This window comes from Caldovatus sediminis (assembly GCF_014644455.1).
GTDB classification, from domain to species: Bacteria; Pseudomonadota; Alphaproteobacteria; order Acetobacterales; family Acetobacteraceae; genus Caldovatus; species Caldovatus sediminis.
In genome coordinates this window covers 108415-124620 of sequence record NZ_BMKS01000001.1, presented here as the reverse complement: position 1 = coordinate 124620, position 16206 = coordinate 108415, and the positions used below count along the sequence as shown (strand labels likewise).

Annotated in this window: 13 protein-coding genes; all 13 read right to left on the bottom strand. The window is 75.8% G+C overall.

Annotation, left to right across the window (positions count from 1 at the left end; all coding sequences use genetic code 11):
- Positions 1 to 18 precede the first annotated feature (18 nt).
- The 13 genes from ligA to IEX99_RS00485 all read right to left on the bottom strand — a co-directional run bounded on the left by ligA (position 19) and on the right by IEX99_RS00485 (position 16206).
- Complete coding sequence (ligA, locus tag IEX99_RS00545; RefSeq protein WP_188898218.1) at positions 19 to 2094, bottom strand: NAD-dependent DNA ligase LigA; 2076 nt, start codon at positions 2092 to 2094, stop codon at positions 19 to 21.
- A 35-nt stretch (positions 2095 to 2129) separates the two neighbouring features.
- Positions 2130 to 2627 (bottom strand): GNAT family N-acetyltransferase, encoded by a 498-nt coding sequence (locus tag IEX99_RS00540; RefSeq protein ID WP_188897370.1) that lies wholly within the window; start codon positions 2625 to 2627, stop codon positions 2130 to 2132.
- The gene (gene recN, locus IEX99_RS00535; RefSeq protein ID WP_188897368.1) at positions 2624 to 4306 is read right to left on the bottom strand and encodes a DNA repair protein RecN; all 1683 of its coding nucleotides are present in this window, start codon (positions 4304 to 4306) and stop codon (positions 2624 to 2626) included. Before recN ends, IEX99_RS00540 begins: the two co-directional genes overlap by 4 nt.
- A gap of 18 nt (positions 4307 to 4324) precedes the next feature.
- Positions 4325 to 5221, bottom strand: a complete 897-nt coding sequence (locus IEX99_RS00530; protein WP_188897366.1) for an outer membrane protein assembly factor BamD — start codon at positions 5219 to 5221, stop codon at positions 4325 to 4327.
- Between the two features lie 147 nt (positions 5222 to 5368).
- Positions 5369 to 6367: a UDP-3-O-acyl-N-acetylglucosamine deacetylase gene (gene lpxC / locus IEX99_RS00525; protein WP_188897364.1), complete on the bottom strand. Its 999-nt coding sequence runs from the start codon at positions 6365 to 6367 to the stop codon at positions 5369 to 5371.
- A 274-nt stretch (positions 6368 to 6641) separates the two neighbouring features.
- On the bottom strand, positions 6642 to 8324 hold the full coding sequence (ftsZ, locus tag IEX99_RS00520) for a cell division protein FtsZ (protein WP_188897362.1): 1683 nt from the start codon (positions 8322 to 8324) through the stop codon (positions 6642 to 6644).
- A 99-nt stretch (positions 8325 to 8423) separates the two neighbouring features.
- Positions 8424 to 9719 (bottom strand): cell division protein FtsA, encoded by a 1296-nt coding sequence (gene ftsA / locus IEX99_RS00515; protein ID WP_188897360.1) that lies wholly within the window; start codon positions 9717 to 9719, stop codon positions 8424 to 8426.
- Positions 9716 to 10630, bottom strand: a complete 915-nt coding sequence (locus IEX99_RS00510) for a cell division protein FtsQ/DivIB (protein WP_188897358.1) — start codon at positions 10628 to 10630, stop codon at positions 9716 to 9718. The genes ftsA and IEX99_RS00510 overlap by 4 nt, the downstream gene beginning before the upstream one ends.
- Positions 10620 to 11540: a D-alanine--D-alanine ligase gene (locus IEX99_RS00505; RefSeq protein ID WP_188897356.1), complete on the bottom strand. Its 921-nt coding sequence runs from the start codon at positions 11538 to 11540 to the stop codon at positions 10620 to 10622. Before IEX99_RS00505 ends, IEX99_RS00510 begins: the two co-directional genes overlap by 11 nt.
- A complete protein-coding gene (gene murB, locus IEX99_RS00500; RefSeq protein WP_373285137.1) occupies positions 11537 to 12463 on the bottom strand; it encodes a UDP-N-acetylmuramate dehydrogenase in 927 nt (308 codons plus the stop codon). The genes IEX99_RS00505 and murB overlap by 4 nt, the downstream gene beginning before the upstream one ends.
- Complete coding sequence (gene murC, locus IEX99_RS00495) at positions 12460 to 13914, bottom strand: UDP-N-acetylmuramate--L-alanine ligase (protein ID WP_188897354.1); 1455 nt, start codon at positions 13912 to 13914, stop codon at positions 12460 to 12462. The genes murB and murC overlap by 4 nt, the downstream gene beginning before the upstream one ends.
- Before the next feature lies 1 nt (position 13915).
- Entirely contained in the window at positions 13916 to 15070 is a 1155-nt protein-coding gene (gene murG / locus IEX99_RS00490) for an undecaprenyldiphospho-muramoylpentapeptide beta-N-acetylglucosaminyltransferase (protein ID WP_188897352.1), read from the bottom strand.
- Positions 15067 to 16206, bottom strand: coding sequence for an FtsW/RodA/SpoVE family cell cycle protein (locus IEX99_RS00485; protein ID WP_188897349.1), 1140 nt, complete (start codon positions 16204 to 16206; stop codon positions 15067 to 15069). The genes murG and IEX99_RS00485 overlap by 4 nt, the downstream gene beginning before the upstream one ends.

The following is a 16206-nucleotide window of genomic DNA, read 5'->3' as shown; positions in this document are numbered from 1 at the left end:
GCCGGAGGAGGGCGGCGATCAGGCCAGCCCCGCCATCTCCCGCCACTCCGCCTCGCTCAGCATCCGCACGCCGAGCTCCTGCGCCTTCGCCGCCTTGCTGCCGGCGTCGGCGCCGACGACGACGAAGTCGGTCCTCCTCGAGACGCTCTTCGTCACCTTGGCGCCGAGCCGTTCCGCCAGGTGCTCGGCCTCGTCGCGCGTCATCGTGTCGAGCGCGCCGGTGAAGACGATGGTCCTGCCGGCGAAGGGGGAAGCGCCCGGGCCATGGGCCGGCGCCTCCTCCGGCGTCACCTCCTGCGCCAGGTCGTCAAGCGCCTTGAGGTTGCGCCGCTCGGAGAAGAACGCCACCAGCTCGTTCGCGATCGCCGGGCCGATGCCCTGGATGCTCTCCAGCTCCTCCCGCGCCTCCGATCCGCCGGCCGCCGCCTCGATCATGCGCGCGCGCCAGTTGGCGAAGGAGTGGTAGTGGCGGGCGAGCAGCCTGGCGTTCGCCTCGCCGATGCGGCGGATGCCGAGGGCGAAGATGAAGCGCTCCAGCGGCACGCGCCGCCGCGCCTCGATGGCGGCCAGCAGGTTGGCGACCTTCTTCGCCTCCGCGCCCTTCCTCGTCTTCGCCCCCCAGCCCTCCCAGCTCCGCATGCGCTCGGCGTGGCGGGCGAGGCGGAAGATGTCGGCCGGGCTCCGCACCAGGCCCTCGTCGTGGAGCTTCTGGATGGTCTCGGCGCCGAGGCCCTCGATGTCCATGGCGTTGCGGCTGCAGAAGTGGATCAGCCGCTCGACCGTCTGCGCCGGGCAGGTGAGGCCGCCGGTGCAGCGGCGCACCGCCTCGCCCTCTGGCCGCACCGCCTTGCTGCCGCAGGCGGGGCAGCGGTCGGGGAAGACGAAGGGCTTCGCGCCCTTCGGGCGCTTCTCGAGGACGACGCCCACGACCTGCGGGATCACGTCGCCGGCGCGCTGGACGATCACGGTATCGCCGATGTGGATGTCCTTGCGCGCGATCTCGTCCTCGTTGTGCAGGCTGGCGTGCTGCACGATCACGCCGCCGACGTTGACCGGCTCCATCACCGCGCGCGGCGTCAGCGCCCCGGTGCGGCCGACCTGGATCTCGATGTCGAGCAGCTTCGTCGTCGCCCGCTCGGCGGGGAACTTCCAGGCGATCGCCCAGCGCGGCGCCCGGCCGACGAAGCCGAGCCGCTCCTGCCAGTCGAGCCGGTCGAGCTTGTAGACGACGCCGTCTATGTCGAAGGGCAGGGAGGCGCGGCGGTCGGCCATCTCGGCCTGGAAGGCCGCCGCCTCCGCCTCGCTCGCCAGCAGGCGGGAGAGCGGGCTGACGGCGAAGCCCCATTCGCGCAGCCGCTGCAGGTAGTCCCAGTGCGTGCGCGCGGGCTGCTCGCTCGCCGCGCCCATCGCGTAGGCGAACAGCCGGAGCGGGCGCTGCGCCGTGATCTGCGGGTCGAGCTGGCGCAGCGAGCCGGCGGCGGCGTTGCGCGGGTTGGCGAACACGCGGCCGCCCTCCCTCGCCTGGCGCTCGTTGAGGGCGAGGAAGTCGGCCTTGGTCATGAACACCTCGCCGCGCACCTCGATCCGCGCCGGCGGATGGCCCCTCAGGCGGCGCGGCAGGTCCTTGAGCGTCAGCAGGTTGCGGGTGACGTCCTCGCCCTCGATCCCGTCGCCGCGCGTGGCGCCGCGGACGAAGCGCCCCTCCTCGTAGAGCAGGTTCACCGCGACGCCGTCTATCTTCGGCTCGCCGACGAAGCGCAGCCGCTCCTCGGCCGGCAGGTTGAGGAAGCGCCGGATGCGCGCGCAGAAGTCGCGGAAGTCCTGCTCGCCGAAGGCGTTGTCGAGCGAGAGCATGGGCACGCCGTGGCGCAGCTTGGCGAAGCCCTCGGCCGGGGCGGCGCCGACCCGGCGCGAGGGGCTGTCGGGCCGGATCAGGTGCGGGAAGCGCGCCTCGATCGCGCGGTTGCGCCGCACCAGCGCGTCGTATTCGGCGTCCGTGATCTCCGGCGCGTCGAGCACGTAGTAGGCGCGGTCGTGGTGCGCGATCTCGCGCGCCAGCGCGGCGAGCTCCTCCGCGGCCTCCTCCTCGGTCAGCGCCTCGACCGGGCGGGCGCGCAGGCCGGCCGCGCTCACCGCCGCGCCGCTCCCTCGGCCGCCAGACGCCGGAACCGGTCCTCGGCGCAGGCGAAGGCGAGCACCGTCTCGCCGCGGCCGCCGAGGCGGCGGTAGAAGGCATGCGCCGCGGCGTTGCCCGACCGCGCGGTCCACCACAGGTGCGCGGCGCCGCGCGCGCGCCCCGCCGCCGCCGCCGCCGCCATCAGCGCGCGGCCGACGCCGCGGCGGCGATGCGCGGGCGCGACGTAGAGGTCGCCGACGTAGAGGCCGCGCTCGGCGTGGTGCGTCTCGTAGGTCATGTGGGCGGTGGCGTAGCCGATCAGGGTGCCGTCGGGCGCCTCGGCGACCAGCAGCAGGCCGGCGGGATGCTCGCCGAGAAAATCGCGCGTCACGGCCGCGGGGGTCAACCGGCTCGCGCCCTCGTTCGCCTCCTCCGCGTTCAGCGCCGCGGCGAGGGCGGCGACGGCGGCCGCATCGCCGGCCCCTGCCGCGCGCACGCGCACGGCGCTCACGCCGGCCTCGTCAGCAGGCTGTCGGCGGCGGCGCGCGCCGCCTCGGTGACGCGCTCGCCGGCCAGCATGCGCGCGATCTCCTCGCGCCGCGCCGGCCCGTCGAGCGGCTGCACCAGCGTCGCCGCGCGCTCGCCGCGCACCGTCTTGGCGACGCGGAAGTGCCTCCCGCCGCGCGCCGCGACCTGCGGCGAGTGCGTCACCACCAGCACCTGCAGCCGCTCGGCGACGCGCGCCAGGCGCTCCCCCACCGCGGCGGCGGTGGCGCCGCCGATGCCGGAATCCACCTCGTCGAAGATCAGCGTCGGCACCGGCGAGCCGCGGGCGAGCACCACCTTCAGCGCCAGCATCAGCCGCGACAGCTCGCCGCCGGAGGCGATCCGCGCGAGCGGCCCCGGCGCCTGGCCCGGATTGGTCGCGACCAGGAAGGCGACGCGGTCCATGCCGTCCGCGCCCCAGCCCGGCTCCTCGCGCGGCGCCACCTCGATCGCGAGGCGCGCGCGGTCGAGCTTCAGCGGCGGCAGCTCCCTCGCCACCGCCTTCTCCAGCCGCGCGGCGGCGGTGCGGCGCGCCTCTGTCAGCGCGGCGCCGGCGGCGAGGTAGGACGCCCGCGCCTCCCGCGCCGCCGCCTCCAGCGCGGCGACGCGGTCGGTGCCGGCGTCGAGCGCCGCCAGCCGTTCCCGCAGCGCGGCGAGCAGCGCCGGCAGCTCCGCCACCGCGACCGAGTGCTTGCGCGCGGCGGCGCGCAGGGCGAAGAGGCGCTCCTCCACCTGCTCCAGGCGCCGCGGATCGGGGCCGCCCTCGGCGAGCAGGCGCTCGAGCAGCGTCTCCGCCTCCGCCATCGCGTCCTGCGCGGCGGCGAGGGCGGCGAGCGCCGGCTGCGCCTCCTCGTTGGGCGGCGGCAGGCGCTCCAGGGCGCGCGCGGCCTCGCGCAGGGCGCGGGCGGGGGAGGGGGAGCGCCGGTCGCGCGGCTGCAGTTCGGCGAGCGCGGCGGCGATCGCCTCGCTGCGGCGCTCGCCCTGCTGCAGGCGCTGGCGTTCCGTGGCGAGCGCCTCCTCCTCGCCCTCGGCGGGGGCGAGGTCGGACAGTTCCGCGACGGCGTGGCGCAGCCATTCCTCGTCGCGCCGGGCGGCGGCGATCGCCTCGCGCGCCTCGGCGAGCCGGCGTTCCGCCTCGCGCCAGGCGCGCCAGGCCTCGGCCACCGCGGCGCGGCGCGGCTCCAGCCCGCCGAAGGCGTCGAGCAGCCCGGCGTGCGTCGCGGGATCGGCGAGGCCGACCTGCTCGTGCTGCCCCTGCACCTCGACGAGCGTGGCGCCGATGCGGCGCAGCAGCGCCACGCCGACCGGCTCGTCGTTGACGAAGGCGCGGGAGCGGCCGTCGGCCTGCACGACGCGGCGCAGCACCAGCTCGTCCTCGCCCGGCGGCTCGATCCCCTGCTCGCGCAGGATGGCGAAGACCGGGTGCCCCTCGGGCAGGTGGAAGCCGGCGGCGACCGTCGCCTGCGCCTGGCCGGCGCGCACCATGCCGGCCTCCGCCCGCGCCCCGAGCGCGAGGCCGAGGCTGTCGAGCAGGATGGACTTGCCGGCGCCGGTCTCCCCCGTCAGCACGGTGAGGCCCGGCCCGAAGGACAGGTCCAGCCGCTCGATCAGCACCACGTCGCGGATCGCGAGCGAGGCGAGCATGCGCCGCCGGCGACGCCCCTAGAGGAGCCGGCCGAGGGTGTTGTCCCAGACGCGGAGGAGCAGGCCCGGCTGTTCGTCCTCCGAGCGCGGCGCGCCGGCGACCAGCAGGGCGTAGCTGTCCTGGTACCAGGGGCTGCCGGGATAGTTGTGTCCCAGCACCGCGGCGGTGCGCCGCGCCTCCTCGGTCAGGCCGAGGGTGAGGTAGATCTCGGTCAGGCGGTGCAGCGCCTCCGGCACGTGGTTGGTCGTCTGGTAGTCGTCCACGACCTTGCGGAAGCGGCCGATCGCGGCGGCGTAGAGGCCCTGGCGCTGGTAGAAGCGGCCGACATGCATCTCGCGTCCGGCCAGGTGGTCGCGCGCGAGGTCCATCTTGAGCCGCGCGTCGCGCGCGTAGGCCGTCTCGGGGAAGCGGTTCGCCACCTCCTGCAGCGCGGCCATCGCGATCTCGGTCTGGCGCTGGTCGCGCTGCGCGTCGTTGATCTGCTCGTACTGGCTCAGCGCGCGCAGGTAGTAGGCGTAGGCGACGTCGCGGTGCGCCGGATGGAGCTGGATGAAGCGGTCGAGCGCGCCGATCGCCTCGGTGTAGCGGTTCTGCATGTACTCGGCGTAGGCGGCCATCAGCTTGGCGTTGGTCGCCCAGGTCGAGTAGGGGTGCTCGCGCTCGATGGCGTCGAAGATCTCCACCGCCTGCCGGAAGCGGCGCGCGCGCAGCTCCTGCATGCCGGCGGCGTAGAGCGTCTCCGGCGCGACGTCGGCGTAGCGCTGCTCGCGGGAGGGGGCGAGGCTGCGTTCCGATCCGTCCCACTGGCGCGCGCAGCCGGCGGCGGCGAGTCCGACCAGGACCAGCAGCGGCAGCAGCCGCCCGGCGGGGCCGCGGCGGCGGGGAGGGTGTCTGCGGGGGGCGGGCGGGATCATCGGTTCGGCGGCGTCTTCCGGCGTTGCTCGGCGGTGCCGCCGCTCTATACCACGGGGCGAGGGCGGCACGCCAAATCCGTCCCTCCGGCTCCGCGCCGGGGCGCCGACCGGCCGGAGGGCCGCCCAGCGGGACCGGCGGTGGCAGGCTCAGGCGATGGCGGGTGCCGCCGCGGCCGGCAGGCGGGCGATGGCGGCCGCCGCGCCGCCGCTTTCCGGGGCGCCGGTGACGGCCGGCTCCGGGTCGCCCACCACCCGGCAGGCGCCGGCCTCGGCGAAGAGGACGCGCAGCAGACGGTTGTTCAGCGCATGGCCGGAGCGGAAGCCGGCGAAGCGGGCGCGGACCGGCAGGCCAGCCAGCGCCAGGTCGCCCACCAGGTCGAGCAGCTTGTGGCGCACGAACTCATCCGGGCAGCGCAGCCCGCCCGGGTTCAGGACGAGCGGCCCGTCCACCACCACGGCGTTGGCGAGCGAGCCGCCGCGCGCGAGGCCCGCCGCGCGCAGGCGGGCGACCTCCTCGGCCAGGGTGAAGGTGCGGGCCCTCGCCAGCGCCGCCCGCACCGTGGCGGGCGCGAGGCGCAGGGCCAGCGACTGCCGGCCGATCGCGGTGCTGGGAAAATCGATCTCCATCGCCGCGTCGAGAGCGTTCTCGGGGTTCGGGCGCAGCTCGGCCCAGGCGCCCGTCGCGTCCTCGACCCGCACCGGGCGCAGCACCTCGACCACGCCGCGCGGCAGGCCGCTGGCGACGCTGCCGGCGCAGTCGAGCAGGAAGACGAAGGGGGCGGCGGAACCGTCGAGGATCGGCACCTCCGGCCCGTCCAGCTCGGCCACGGCGTCGTCGATGCCGCAGGCGGCGAAGGCGGCCATCAGGTGCTCGATGGTGCCGACCCGCGCCTCCTCCGGCGCGTCGGGCGCGCCGAGGGCGGTGCACAGGCGCGTGTCCACCACCCGGTCGAAGCGCGCGGGAATCTCGATGCCGCCGAGGTCGGCGCGGCGGAAGCGGATGCCGCTGCCGGCGGTGGCCGGATGCAGGGTGAGCCGGACGCGGCGGCCGGTGTGCAGGCCGACGCCGACGCAGCCGATGGACGTCTTCAGCGTCCTGCGCCGCGCCTCCGCCTGACCCGCCCCCACCATCAGAAAGCCGTCCATGCGCACCCCTGTTCCACGCGCCTGCCCGGTGCGATCCGGGCGGACTCGGTCCCGCCCCCGTTCGGCCGCCTCAGCGGGCACCCTTCGGAGGGGGCCGGAGGCGCACGCACCCCCCTGAAGCACGGCGCCCCGGGAGAAGCTGGCACCGCTTCTCCCGGGGCGCTATTCAAGCCTTGTTTCGCTATATTACTTTCTAAGGCATTGATTTGCCGAAATTGGTGCTTTGCACAATGGGGCAGGAATGTGGCGCCTTCCGGGCCCCCTCAATCCCCCCTCAATTGCTCTGGCGACGCAGGAAAGCCGGGATCTCCATGCCCATGTCCTCGGGCGGAGACGACGCCGACGGTCCTGTCCTCGAGGCGGTGGCGGCGAACTCGGCCTGCCCCGCGCCGGGCGCGGTCCCGCCGGCGACACCCCGGAGGTCGGGCTCGATCCGCGCCGGACGTCCCGGAGCCGTCGCGCCGCCCGCCGCCCCAAGAACGGCCGAATCCGGAAGGTTGCGCTTCATCAGCCCGCCGGCGCCGCCGGTGACGCGCCGGAAGATGTCGCGCAGCGGGCTGCCGCCGGAGCCCGAGGTCGCGGTGCTGCCCGGCCCGGCGGCCGCCTGGCGCGACAGCGGCGCCGTTCCGCCGCCCGACGCCGACGGGAATGCCGGGCCGCCCGCGGCCACCCCGGCGCCGCCGATCGTCACCGGCGGCTCGGCTGCCGGCGCGGCGGGAGCGGCCGCCGCCTGCGCCGGCGGGACGGCGGCCGGGTGACGCAGCCCGGCCTCGGCGGTGCCGGCGGTGGTGGCGTGCTGCGCGGCACGGCGGATGAACGGCAGCGTGCCCGGACCGGCCGCCGGCAGCGCCGCGCCCTGCGCGCCCGCCGCGGCCAGGCCCGCCGGCTGCCCCTGCGCCGCCCCGCCGCCCTCGGGCGCCGCCGTCGCGACCGCCGCGCCGCCGCCGATCGCGACCAGCCGCGGCCGCTCCGCCTCGCGCGCCTCGAAGGCGTCGATGCCGGTGGCGACGACGCTGACGCGGATGCGCCCGTTCATCGCCTCGTCGATCGAGGAGCCGAAGATGATGTTGGCCTCCTCGTCCACCTCCTTGCGGATGCGGTTCGCCGCCTCGTCCACCTCGAACAGGGTCATGTCGAGGCCGCCGGTGATGTTGATCAGCACGCCGCGGGCGCCGCGCATCGAGGTGTCCTCGAGCAGCGGGTTGCTGATCGCGGCCTCCGCGGCCTTCACCGCGCGCTCCTCGCCCTCGGCCTCGCCGGTGCCCATCATCGCCTTGCCCATCTCCGCCATCACCGTGCGGATGTCGGCGAAGTCGAGGTTCACCACGCCGGGGTTGACCATCAGGTCGGTCACGCCGCGCACGCCCATGTAGAGGACGGTGTCGGCCATCTTGAAGGCCTCGGCGAAGGTGGTGCGCTCGTTGGCCAGCCTGAACAGGTTCTGGTTCGGGATCACGATCAGCGTGTCCACGAACTGCTGCAGCTCCTCGATCCCCTGGTCGGCGCAGCGCTTGCGCTTCGGGCCCTCGAAGTCGAACGGCTTGGTGACGACCCCGACGGTGAGGATGCCCCTCTCGCGCGCCATGCGTGCGATCACCGGCGCCGCGCCGGTGCCAGTGCCGCCGCCCATGCCGGCGGTGACGAAGACCATGTGCGCGCCCTCGAGGTGCCGGGCCAGGTCCTCCATCGCCTCCTCCGCCGCGGCGCGGCCGATCTCGGGCTTGGCGCCGGCGCCGAGGCCCTGCGTCAGGTGCGGGCCGAGCTGCACGCGCCGCTCCGCGCGCGAATGCTGCAGCGACTGCGCGTCGGTGTTGCAGACCAGGAACTCGACGCCGTCGAGGCCCATCGTGATCATGTTGTTGACCGCGTTGGTGCCGCCGCCGCCCACGCCGATGACGGTGATGCGCGGGCTGAAGTCGGTGTAGCGGTTCTGCGGCAGGGTGAGGGTGAGGGTCATGCGGCGTGGTCCTTCCTGACGGCGTCGGTCCCGGACGGCGGGAGGTTCGGGTTGCGGGGCGGGGCGGCGGCGGGCCGCGCGTCGTCGCTCATGGCCATCTCAGACGCGCTCCCTGAGCCAGTGGACGAGACGGCGCAGCAGGCCCCGCGGACGGTCGGGGCCGGGGACGATGTCGATCACCGGGCGCCCCTCGCCGGCGCCCCAGGCGAGCAGGCCGATCGCGGTGGCGAAGCCGGGGCCGGACGCGGCCTCGGGCAGGCCGCGCACCGGACGCGGGCGGCCGAGCCGCACCTGGCGGCCGAGGATCTCGGCGGCCAGCTCGCGCACGCCGACGAGCTGCGCGGCGCCGCCGGTGAGCACCACGCGCTTGACCAGATCGCACCCGAGCCCGGCGGCGTCGAGCCGCTCGCGCACCAGCTCCAGCGTCTCCTCGATCCGCGGCCGGATGATGCCGACCACCATGGCGCGCGGCACGCGGGCGATGTGGTGCTCGTCCTCGCCGAGCAGCGGCACGGGCAGGTACTCTCGGTCGTCCTCCGAGGTGGCGTGCACGCTGCCGTGCAGCGTCTTCATCCGCTCGGCGTGCGCGACCGGCGTCGAGAGGATGCTGGCGAGGTCGTTGGTGACGTGCACGCCGCCGACCGGGATCTGCGCCGTGTGCACCAGGTGCCCCTCGGCGAAGACGGCGATCGAGGTGGTGCCGCCGCCCATGTCCACGAGCACCGTGCCGAGCTGGCGCTCGTCCTCGACCAGGGTGGCGAGGCCGGAGGCGAACGGGGCGGAGACCAGCTCCTCGATCTCGAGGTCGCAGCGCAGCAGGCAGGCGCCGAGGTTGCGCAGGCTCGCCTGCGCCGCGTCCACCAGGTGCAGCCGCGCCGAGAGCGTCTCGCACACCATCCCGCGCGGGTCGTCCACGCCGGGGGTGGCGTCCACGATGAAGCCGAGCGTCACGGCGTGCACCATCTCGCGCCCGTCCTCGTCGGTGCGGCGGCGGCCCTCGTTGAGGATGGCGCGGAGATCGGCCTCGGTGACGGCGCGGCCCGAGATCGGCCACTGGATGTGCAGCGGGCGGCTGTCCGGCTGGCCGCAGGAGAGGTTGACGATGGCGCCGCGGAGCTGGGTGTCGGCCATCTCCTCCGCCTGGCCGACGGCGGCGCGGATGGCGCGCTCCGCCTCCTCGAGGTCCACCACGTTGCCGCCCTTGACGCCGCGGCCGCGCTGCCAGCCGAAGCCGAGCACGCGCGGCTCGCCGTCCGATTCGACGCGCGCGATCAGGCAGACGACCTTGGTCGAGCCGAGGTCGAGCACGCCGAAGACGCCGCTGCGCGCGCCGCGCCGCCGGCGGCCGACCGGCGGCGGCTCGACGGGGGCGGGGAGGCGGACGAGGTGGTTCATCCGCGCCGGCTCCGTCCGTCGCGCTGGGTGTTGGCGGCCGGCGTCGCGGCGTCCGGCGCCGCGGGGTGCTGGCGCACCACCAGCCGGTCGGGCAGGCGCAGGTCGAGCGCCGCCACGGGGCGATCGAGCAGGCCGTGCCGGCGGTGCATCTCGCCGAGGCGCGCGATCGCCGCCGCCTCGTGGCCCTCGGGCAGCAGGACCTCGGTGCCGTTGTAGAGCTTCAGGTTCCAGCGCCGGTCGCCGACGCGGATCGCCGCCTGCAGGCGCTGGGCGAGGTCGGGCTCCTCGCGCAGCAGGTCGAGCAGCTCCGCCGCGCCGCGCTCCGCCCCGGCGCCGACCACCAGCGGCAGCGCGCCGAACTGGTCGAGCCGCTCGGTCGCGACCACGTGGCCGGTGCGGTCGATCACCGCGAAGCGGCCGGAATTCTGCCAGATCGCGAAGGGCCGGCGCTCCTCCAGCCGCACCACGATGGTGCCGGGCAGGCGCCGCTCGACATGGGCGCGCCTGACCCAGGCGAGGGTCTCGAGCCGCTCCTTCGCCGCCTCGGGCGAGAAGCCGAGCAGCGAATCGCCGCGGCTGACGCCGAGGGCGGCGCGGATCAGCTCGATCGGCGTGTGCTCGCGCCCCTCGAGGATCACGGCCCGCACGCGCCAGCCCGCCCGCTCGCCGAGCTCCGCGACCCCCTCGGCGAGCCGCGCCACCCGCCCGGCGGGATCGAGGGCGTAGAGCGTCAGCGCCGCGGCCGAGAGCGCGCCGAGGGCGAGCACGCCGAGCCCGGCCGGGCGCAGCAGCGCGCGGCGGCGGCGCAGCCAGAGGCGCAGCCGGCTCGGCCGGTCCGGCCCCTTCGGCCGCGCCGGCGCGGCGCGCCGCGTCGGCTCCCGCCGCGGTGCGGTCAGCGCGTCACGGGCCATGGCGCGCGTTCTCGACCATCCAGGCGCAGAGCGCCGGGAAGGGGATGCCGACATGCGCCGCCTGCTCGGGCACGAGCGAGGTGCGCGTCATGCCGGGCTGGGTGTTGACCTCGAGCAGGAACAGCTCGCCCGGCTCGCCCCGCGTGTCGTCGTAGCGCAGGTCGGCGCGCGAGACGCCGCGGCAGCCGAGCGCCTGGTGGGCGCGCAGCGCGATCTCCATCGCGCGCGCCGCGGCCTCGGGGTGCACGGGGGCGGGGATGGTGTGGCGGCTGCCGCCCTCGGCGTACTTCGCCTCGTAGTCGTAGAAGGTGTTGTCGGTGGCGATCTCGGTCACGGCGAGCGGCCGGTCGCCCATCACGGCGACGGTCAGCTCGCGCCCCGGGACGTAGCGCTCGGCGAGGATGCGCGGGCCGAAGCGCCAGGTGCGGGCGATCTGCGCCCGGCGGTTGTCGCCCCCGCGCAGGATCTCGACGCCGACGGAGGAGCCCTCGTTCACCGGCTTCACCACATAGGGCAGCGGCAGCGGATCCTCCGCCTCCAGCTCCTCGCGCGTGACGAGGCGCGAGGGGGCGACCGGCAGCCCGGCCGCGGCGAAGACCGCCTTCGCCGCCGCCTTGTCCATGGCGAGCGAAGAGGCGCGCACGCCGGAATGCGTGTAGGGGATGCCGAGCCAGTCGAGCACGCCCTGGATGCAGCCGTCCTCGCCGAAGCGGCCGTGCAGCGCGTTGAACACCGCGTCCGGGCGCGGGCGGGTCAGCGCCTGGATGACCGCGGCGAGGTCCTCGCCGACCTCGATCGGCGCCACCTCGTAGCCCGCCTCGCGCAGCGCGGCGACGCACTGCGCGCCGGTGGCGAGGGAGACCTCGCGCTCGGCCGAGATGCCGCCGTAGAGGACCGCGACGCGCTTCATGGCGAGGGCACTCCGATGCGGCGGATCTCCCATTCGAGGTCCACGCCGCAGGCGGCGCGGACGCGGGCGCGCACCTCCTCGCCGAGGCCCTCGATGTCGGCGGCGCTGGCGCCGCCGGTGTTGACGAGGAAGTTGCAGTGCTTCTCGCTGACCTGCGCGCCGCCGCGCCGCAGGCCGCGGCAGCCGGCGGCGGCGATCAGCTCCCACGCCCGGGCGCCGCCGGGCGGGTTCTTGAAGGTCGAGCCGCCGGTGCGCGCGCGCACCGGCTGGGTGGCCTCGCGCGCGGCGCGGATCCCCGCCATGCGCGCGGCGATGGCGGCGGGCTCGCCGGGGGCGGCGCGCAGGCGCGCGCGCACCACCACGGCGCGCCGCGCCAGCCCGTCGGCGCGGCGGTAGGCGAAGCGCAGCTCGGCGTTCGACAGCCGCCGCAGGCCGCCCGCGGTCGCGACCTCCGCCCAGTCGAGCACGTCCCTCACCTCGGCCCCGTAGGCGCCGGCGTTCATCGCCACCGCGCCCCCGATCGTGCCCGGGATGCCGCAGAGGAATTCGAGGCCGGCGAGGCCCGCCGCCGCGGCGTGCTCCGCCACCGTCGCGTCGAGCGCCGCCGCGCCCGCGACGACGCCGCCCGCCTCCGCCTCGACCGCGCCGAAGCCGCGCGGGGCGAGCCGCACCACGACGCCCGGCACGCCGCCGTCGCGCACGATCAGGTTCGACGCCGCGCCGATGACGGTCAGCGGCACCGCGTCCGGCAGCTCGCGCAGCAGCCGCAGCAGGTCGTCGAGGTCGGCGGGTCGCGCCAGCCACTCCGCCGGTCCGCCGACGCGGAACCAGGTCGTCGGCGCGAGCGGCGCGCCCGCCTGCACCCGCCCGCGCAGCGGCGGCAGGCGCGCCGCCGCCGGCATGGCGATGGCCGCCGCCGTCACTTCGTCCCCCCCGCCGCGGCGAGGCGGCGCAGGTTCGGCGCCCTCGCCTGCAGCGCCGCGAGCTGCTCCGGCAGCGCGTGCGCCCAGGCGGTGATGTTGCCGGCGCCGAGGCAGACCACGTAGTCGCCGGGCCGGGCGATGGCGTTGATCATCTCGGCGAGGCTCTCCGGCCCCGGCAGCGGCACGACGCTGCGGTGGCCGTGCGCGCGCAGCCCCTCGACCAGCGCGTCCTTGTCCACGCCGGGGATCGGCGGCTCGCCGGCCGGATAGACGTCGGCCACGATCACCGTGCCGGCGTCGTTCATGCACTGGCAGAACTCCTCGAACAGCGAGTGCAGGCGCGAGTAGCGGTGCGGCTGCACCACCGCGATCACGTCCCGCGCGCCGGCCTGCCGCGCCGCCTTCAGCACCGCCGCGATCTCCACCGGGTGGTGGCCGTAGTCGTCGATCACGGTGACGCCGCCCGCCTCGCCGACGCGGGTGAAGCGCCGCTTCACGCCCTTGAAGCCGGCGAGCGCGGTGCGGATCGTCTGCTCGTCTATGTCCATCTCGACGCCGACGGCGATCGCGGCGAGCGCGTTCTGCACGTTGTGGCTGCCGAGCATGGGGAGGCGGAAGGGCTTGAGCGTGCGGCTCCGGCCGAGGGCGCGGTCCGTCACCGTCACCTCGAAGGTCGCGCCCATGCGGTCGGTGATCAGCCGCTCCGCCCGCACGTCGGCCTGCGGCGAGAAGCCGTAGGTGACGATGCGCCGGTCGGAGAGGCGCGGGATCATCGCCTGCACCTCCGGGTGGTCCATGCACAGCACGGCGAAGCCGTAGAAGGGGATGTTGCCGACGAACTGGGCGTAGCCCTCCTTCATCGCCTCGGCCGTGCCCCAGTGGTCGAGGTGCTCGGGGTCCATGTTCGTCACCACCGCGACCACGGCGGGGAGCCTGAGGAAGGAGCCGTCGCTCTCGTCCGCCTCGACCACCATCCACTCGCCGGCGCCGAGGCGGGTGTTGGTGCCGTAGGCGTTGACGATGCCGCCGTTGATCACGGTGGGGTCGAGCCGCGCCGCCTCCAGCACCGCGGCGACCAGGCTCGTCGTCGTCGTCTTGCCGTGCGTGCCGCCGATGGCGATGGACCACTTGAGGCGCATCAGCTCGGCCAGCATCTCGGCACGGCGCACCACCGGGATCAGGCGCGCGCGCGCCGCCGCGACCTCCGGGTTGTCGCGCCTGACCGCGCTCGAGACCACGACGACCTGCGCCGCGCCGAGATTGGCCGCGTCGTGGCCGATGGCGACCGGCACGCCGGCCTCGCGCAGCCGCGCCACGTTGTAGTTCTCGGCGATGTCGCTGCCCTGCACGCGGTAGCCGAGGTTGTGCAGCACCTCGGCGATGCCGGACATGCCGATGCCGCCGATGCCGACGAAGTGGATGGGGCCGATGGAGAGGGGCAGGGCGCGCATGTCAGCGGGACTCCGGCAGGGCAGGCGCGGAGCCGCGCTGCGCGACGAGGGAGAGGACGAGGCTCGCCAGCCGCCGCGCCGCGTTCGGCCGCGCCAGCGAGGCAGCGGCGGCGGCGGCGGCGGCGAGTGCGGCGGGATCGCCGAGCCAGGCGGCGAGGCGGCGGCTCAGCGTGCCGGGGGTGAGGCCCGGCTGCGGCATCACCACCGCGGCGCCGGCGCCGGCGAGCGCGCGGGCATTGGCGCTCTGGTGGTCGTCGATCGCGTGCGGCAGCGGCACCAGGATGGAGGGCCGCCCGGCGCAGGCGAGTTCGGCCACGGTCGAGGCGCCGGCCCGCGCGATCACCAGGTGCGCCGTCGCGAGCCGCCCGGCGACGTCGGGGAAGAAGGTCGCGAGGTCGGCGGGCACGCCGGCGCGCGCATAGGCCTCGCGCACGCGCGCGAGGTCCTCCGGGCGGCACTGCTGCGTCACCAGCAGCCGCGCGCGCAGCGCCTCGGGCAGCGCCGCCACCGCCTCCGGCACCACGTCGGCGAAGACGCGCGCGCCCTGGCTGCCGCCGAGCACCAGCAGGCGCAGCGCCGCGCTGCCGGCCGGCGCCGGATAGGGCTGGCCGGCCAGGGCGGCGAGCGCCGGGCGGACCGGATTGCCGACCACCACCACGCGCTGCGCCGCCGCCGCCGGCACCGCGGCGGTCGCCGCGAAGGAGAGCGCCAGCACGTCCGCCCCGCGCGCCAGCACGCGGTTGGCGCGGCCGAGCACCGCGTTCTGCTCGTGCAGCACGGTCACCGGCCGGCGCGCCGCCGGCAGCAGCCGCGCGGCGGCGAGGGGCGGGAAGGAGGCGTAGCCGCCGAAGCCCACCACCGCCGCGGCGTTCAGCAGGCCGAGCAGCCGGCGCGCCTGCACGACGCCGAGCGCGAGCGCCGCGGCGCCGGCCATCGCCCGGCGCACGCCGCGCCCCGCGAGCCCCCCGCCGCGCAGCACCAGGCGCTCGGCGTTGGCGAAGGCCGGGCTCTCGTAGGCGGCCGAGCGCGCGTCGGTCATCAGCGCCACGCGCTCGCCGCGCGCGAGCAGCTCCGCCGCCAGCGCCTCGGCCGGGAAGAGGTGGCCGCCCGTGCCCCCGGCGGCGATCACGATCGGGCGCACCGCGGGACCCCTCATGCCGCCGCCTCCTCCGGCTGCCGGTGCAGGCGCCGGCGCGTCAGCGCCAGCAGGAAGCCCATGCCGAGCGCCACCGCGATCACCGAGGACCCGCCGTAGGAGACGAAGGGCAGCGTCATCCCCTTGGTCGGGATCAGGTGCAGCGAGGAGGCCATGTTGACGAAGGCCTGCAGCCCGAACTGGGCGAGCAGCCCCGCCGAGGCCAGCACCACGAACAGGTCGTTCTCGGCGAGCAGCCGGAGCAGCCCGCGCACCACGACGAAGGCGAAGAGGGCGAGGATGAGCAGGCAGACCACCATGCCGAACTCCTCGCCGGCGACGGCGAAGACGAAGTCGGCGTGCGCGTCGGGCAGCAGGTTCTTCACCCGACCCTCGCCCGGCCCGCGGCCGAGCAGCCCGCCCTGGCCGAAGGCCTCCAGCGCGACGGTGATCTGGTAGTTGTCGCCCGAGGAGGGGTCGAGGAAGCGGTGCACCCGGCTCTGCACGTGCGGGAACATGAAGTAGGCGGCGACGGCCCCCGCCACGCCCATGGCGCCGACGATGCCGACGAGGACCATGTTGAGCCCGGCGACGAAGAACTGGGCGAAGAACACCGCCGAGACCACGAGCAGCATGCCGATGTCCGGCTGGCCCTTGAGGATGAGGGCGATCACGCCGAAGAGGGCGATCGCGGCCAGCGCGCCCGGGAAGCGCGAGCCCGGCGCCTTGCCCTCGGCGATCAGCCAGGCGGCGACGACGGCGAAGCAGGGCTTGAGGAACTCCGAGGGCTGCAGCGAGAGGCCCGGGATCGGCAGCCAGCGCCGCGCGCCCTTGATCTCGACGCCGACGACGAGGGTCGCCGCCGTCAGCGCCAGCGCCACGGCGCAGCCGAGCAGCGCGGCGCGGCGCACGCCCTTCACCGAGAGCAGCGAGGTGCCGACCATCACCGCCGCGGCGAGGGCGAGGAAGATCACCTGCTTGACGATGAACATGTGGCGCGAGGAGGCGCCGATGCGCTCCGCCACCGCCGGCGAGGCGGCGAGCAGCAGCACGTAGCCGAAGCCGATCAGCGCGAACAGCGCCGAGAGCGTCCAGCGGTCCACGGTCCACCACCAGCGGCCGAGGACCGAGGTGTCGGCGCGGGAGAAGGCGGCCAT

What these genes read in the sequence shown, in the direction of transcription:
- murG (WP_188897352.1), bottom strand. Translation starts at nt 15,070, where the DNA reads ATGAGGGGTCCCGCGGTGCGCCCGATCGTGATCGCCGCCGGGGGCACG.
- IEX99_RS00530 (WP_188897366.1), bottom strand. Translation starts at nt 5,221, where the DNA reads ATGATCCCGCCCGCCCCCCGCAGACACCCTCCCCGCCGCCGCGGCCCC.
- murC (WP_188897354.1), bottom strand. Translation starts at nt 13,914, where the DNA reads ATGCGCGCCCTGCCCCTCTCCATCGGCCCCATCCACTTCGTCGGCATC.
- IEX99_RS00510 (WP_188897358.1), bottom strand. Translation starts at nt 10,630, where the DNA reads ATGGCCCGTGACGCGCTGACCGCACCGCGGCGGGAGCCGACGCGGCGC.
- lpxC (WP_188897364.1), bottom strand. Translation starts at nt 6,367, where the DNA reads ATGGACGGCTTTCTGATGGTGGGGGCGGGTCAGGCGGAGGCGCGGCGC.
- recN (WP_188897368.1), bottom strand. Translation starts at nt 4,306, where the DNA reads ATGCTCGCCTCGCTCGCGATCCGCGACGTGGTGCTGATCGAGCGGCTG.
- IEX99_RS00505 (WP_188897356.1), bottom strand. Translation starts at nt 11,540, where the DNA reads ATGAAGCGCGTCGCGGTCCTCTACGGCGGCATCTCGGCCGAGCGCGAG.
- ftsA (WP_188897360.1), bottom strand. Translation starts at nt 9,719, where the DNA reads ATGAACCACCTCGTCCGCCTCCCCGCCCCCGTCGAGCCGCCGCCGGTC.
- IEX99_RS00485 (WP_188897349.1), bottom strand. Translation starts at nt 16,206, where the DNA reads ATGGCCGCCTTCTCCCGCGCCGACACCTCGGTCCTCGGCCGCTGGTGG.
- ftsZ (WP_188897362.1), bottom strand. Translation starts at nt 8,324, where the DNA reads ATGACCCTCACCCTCACCCTGCCGCAGAACCGCTACACCGACTTCAGC.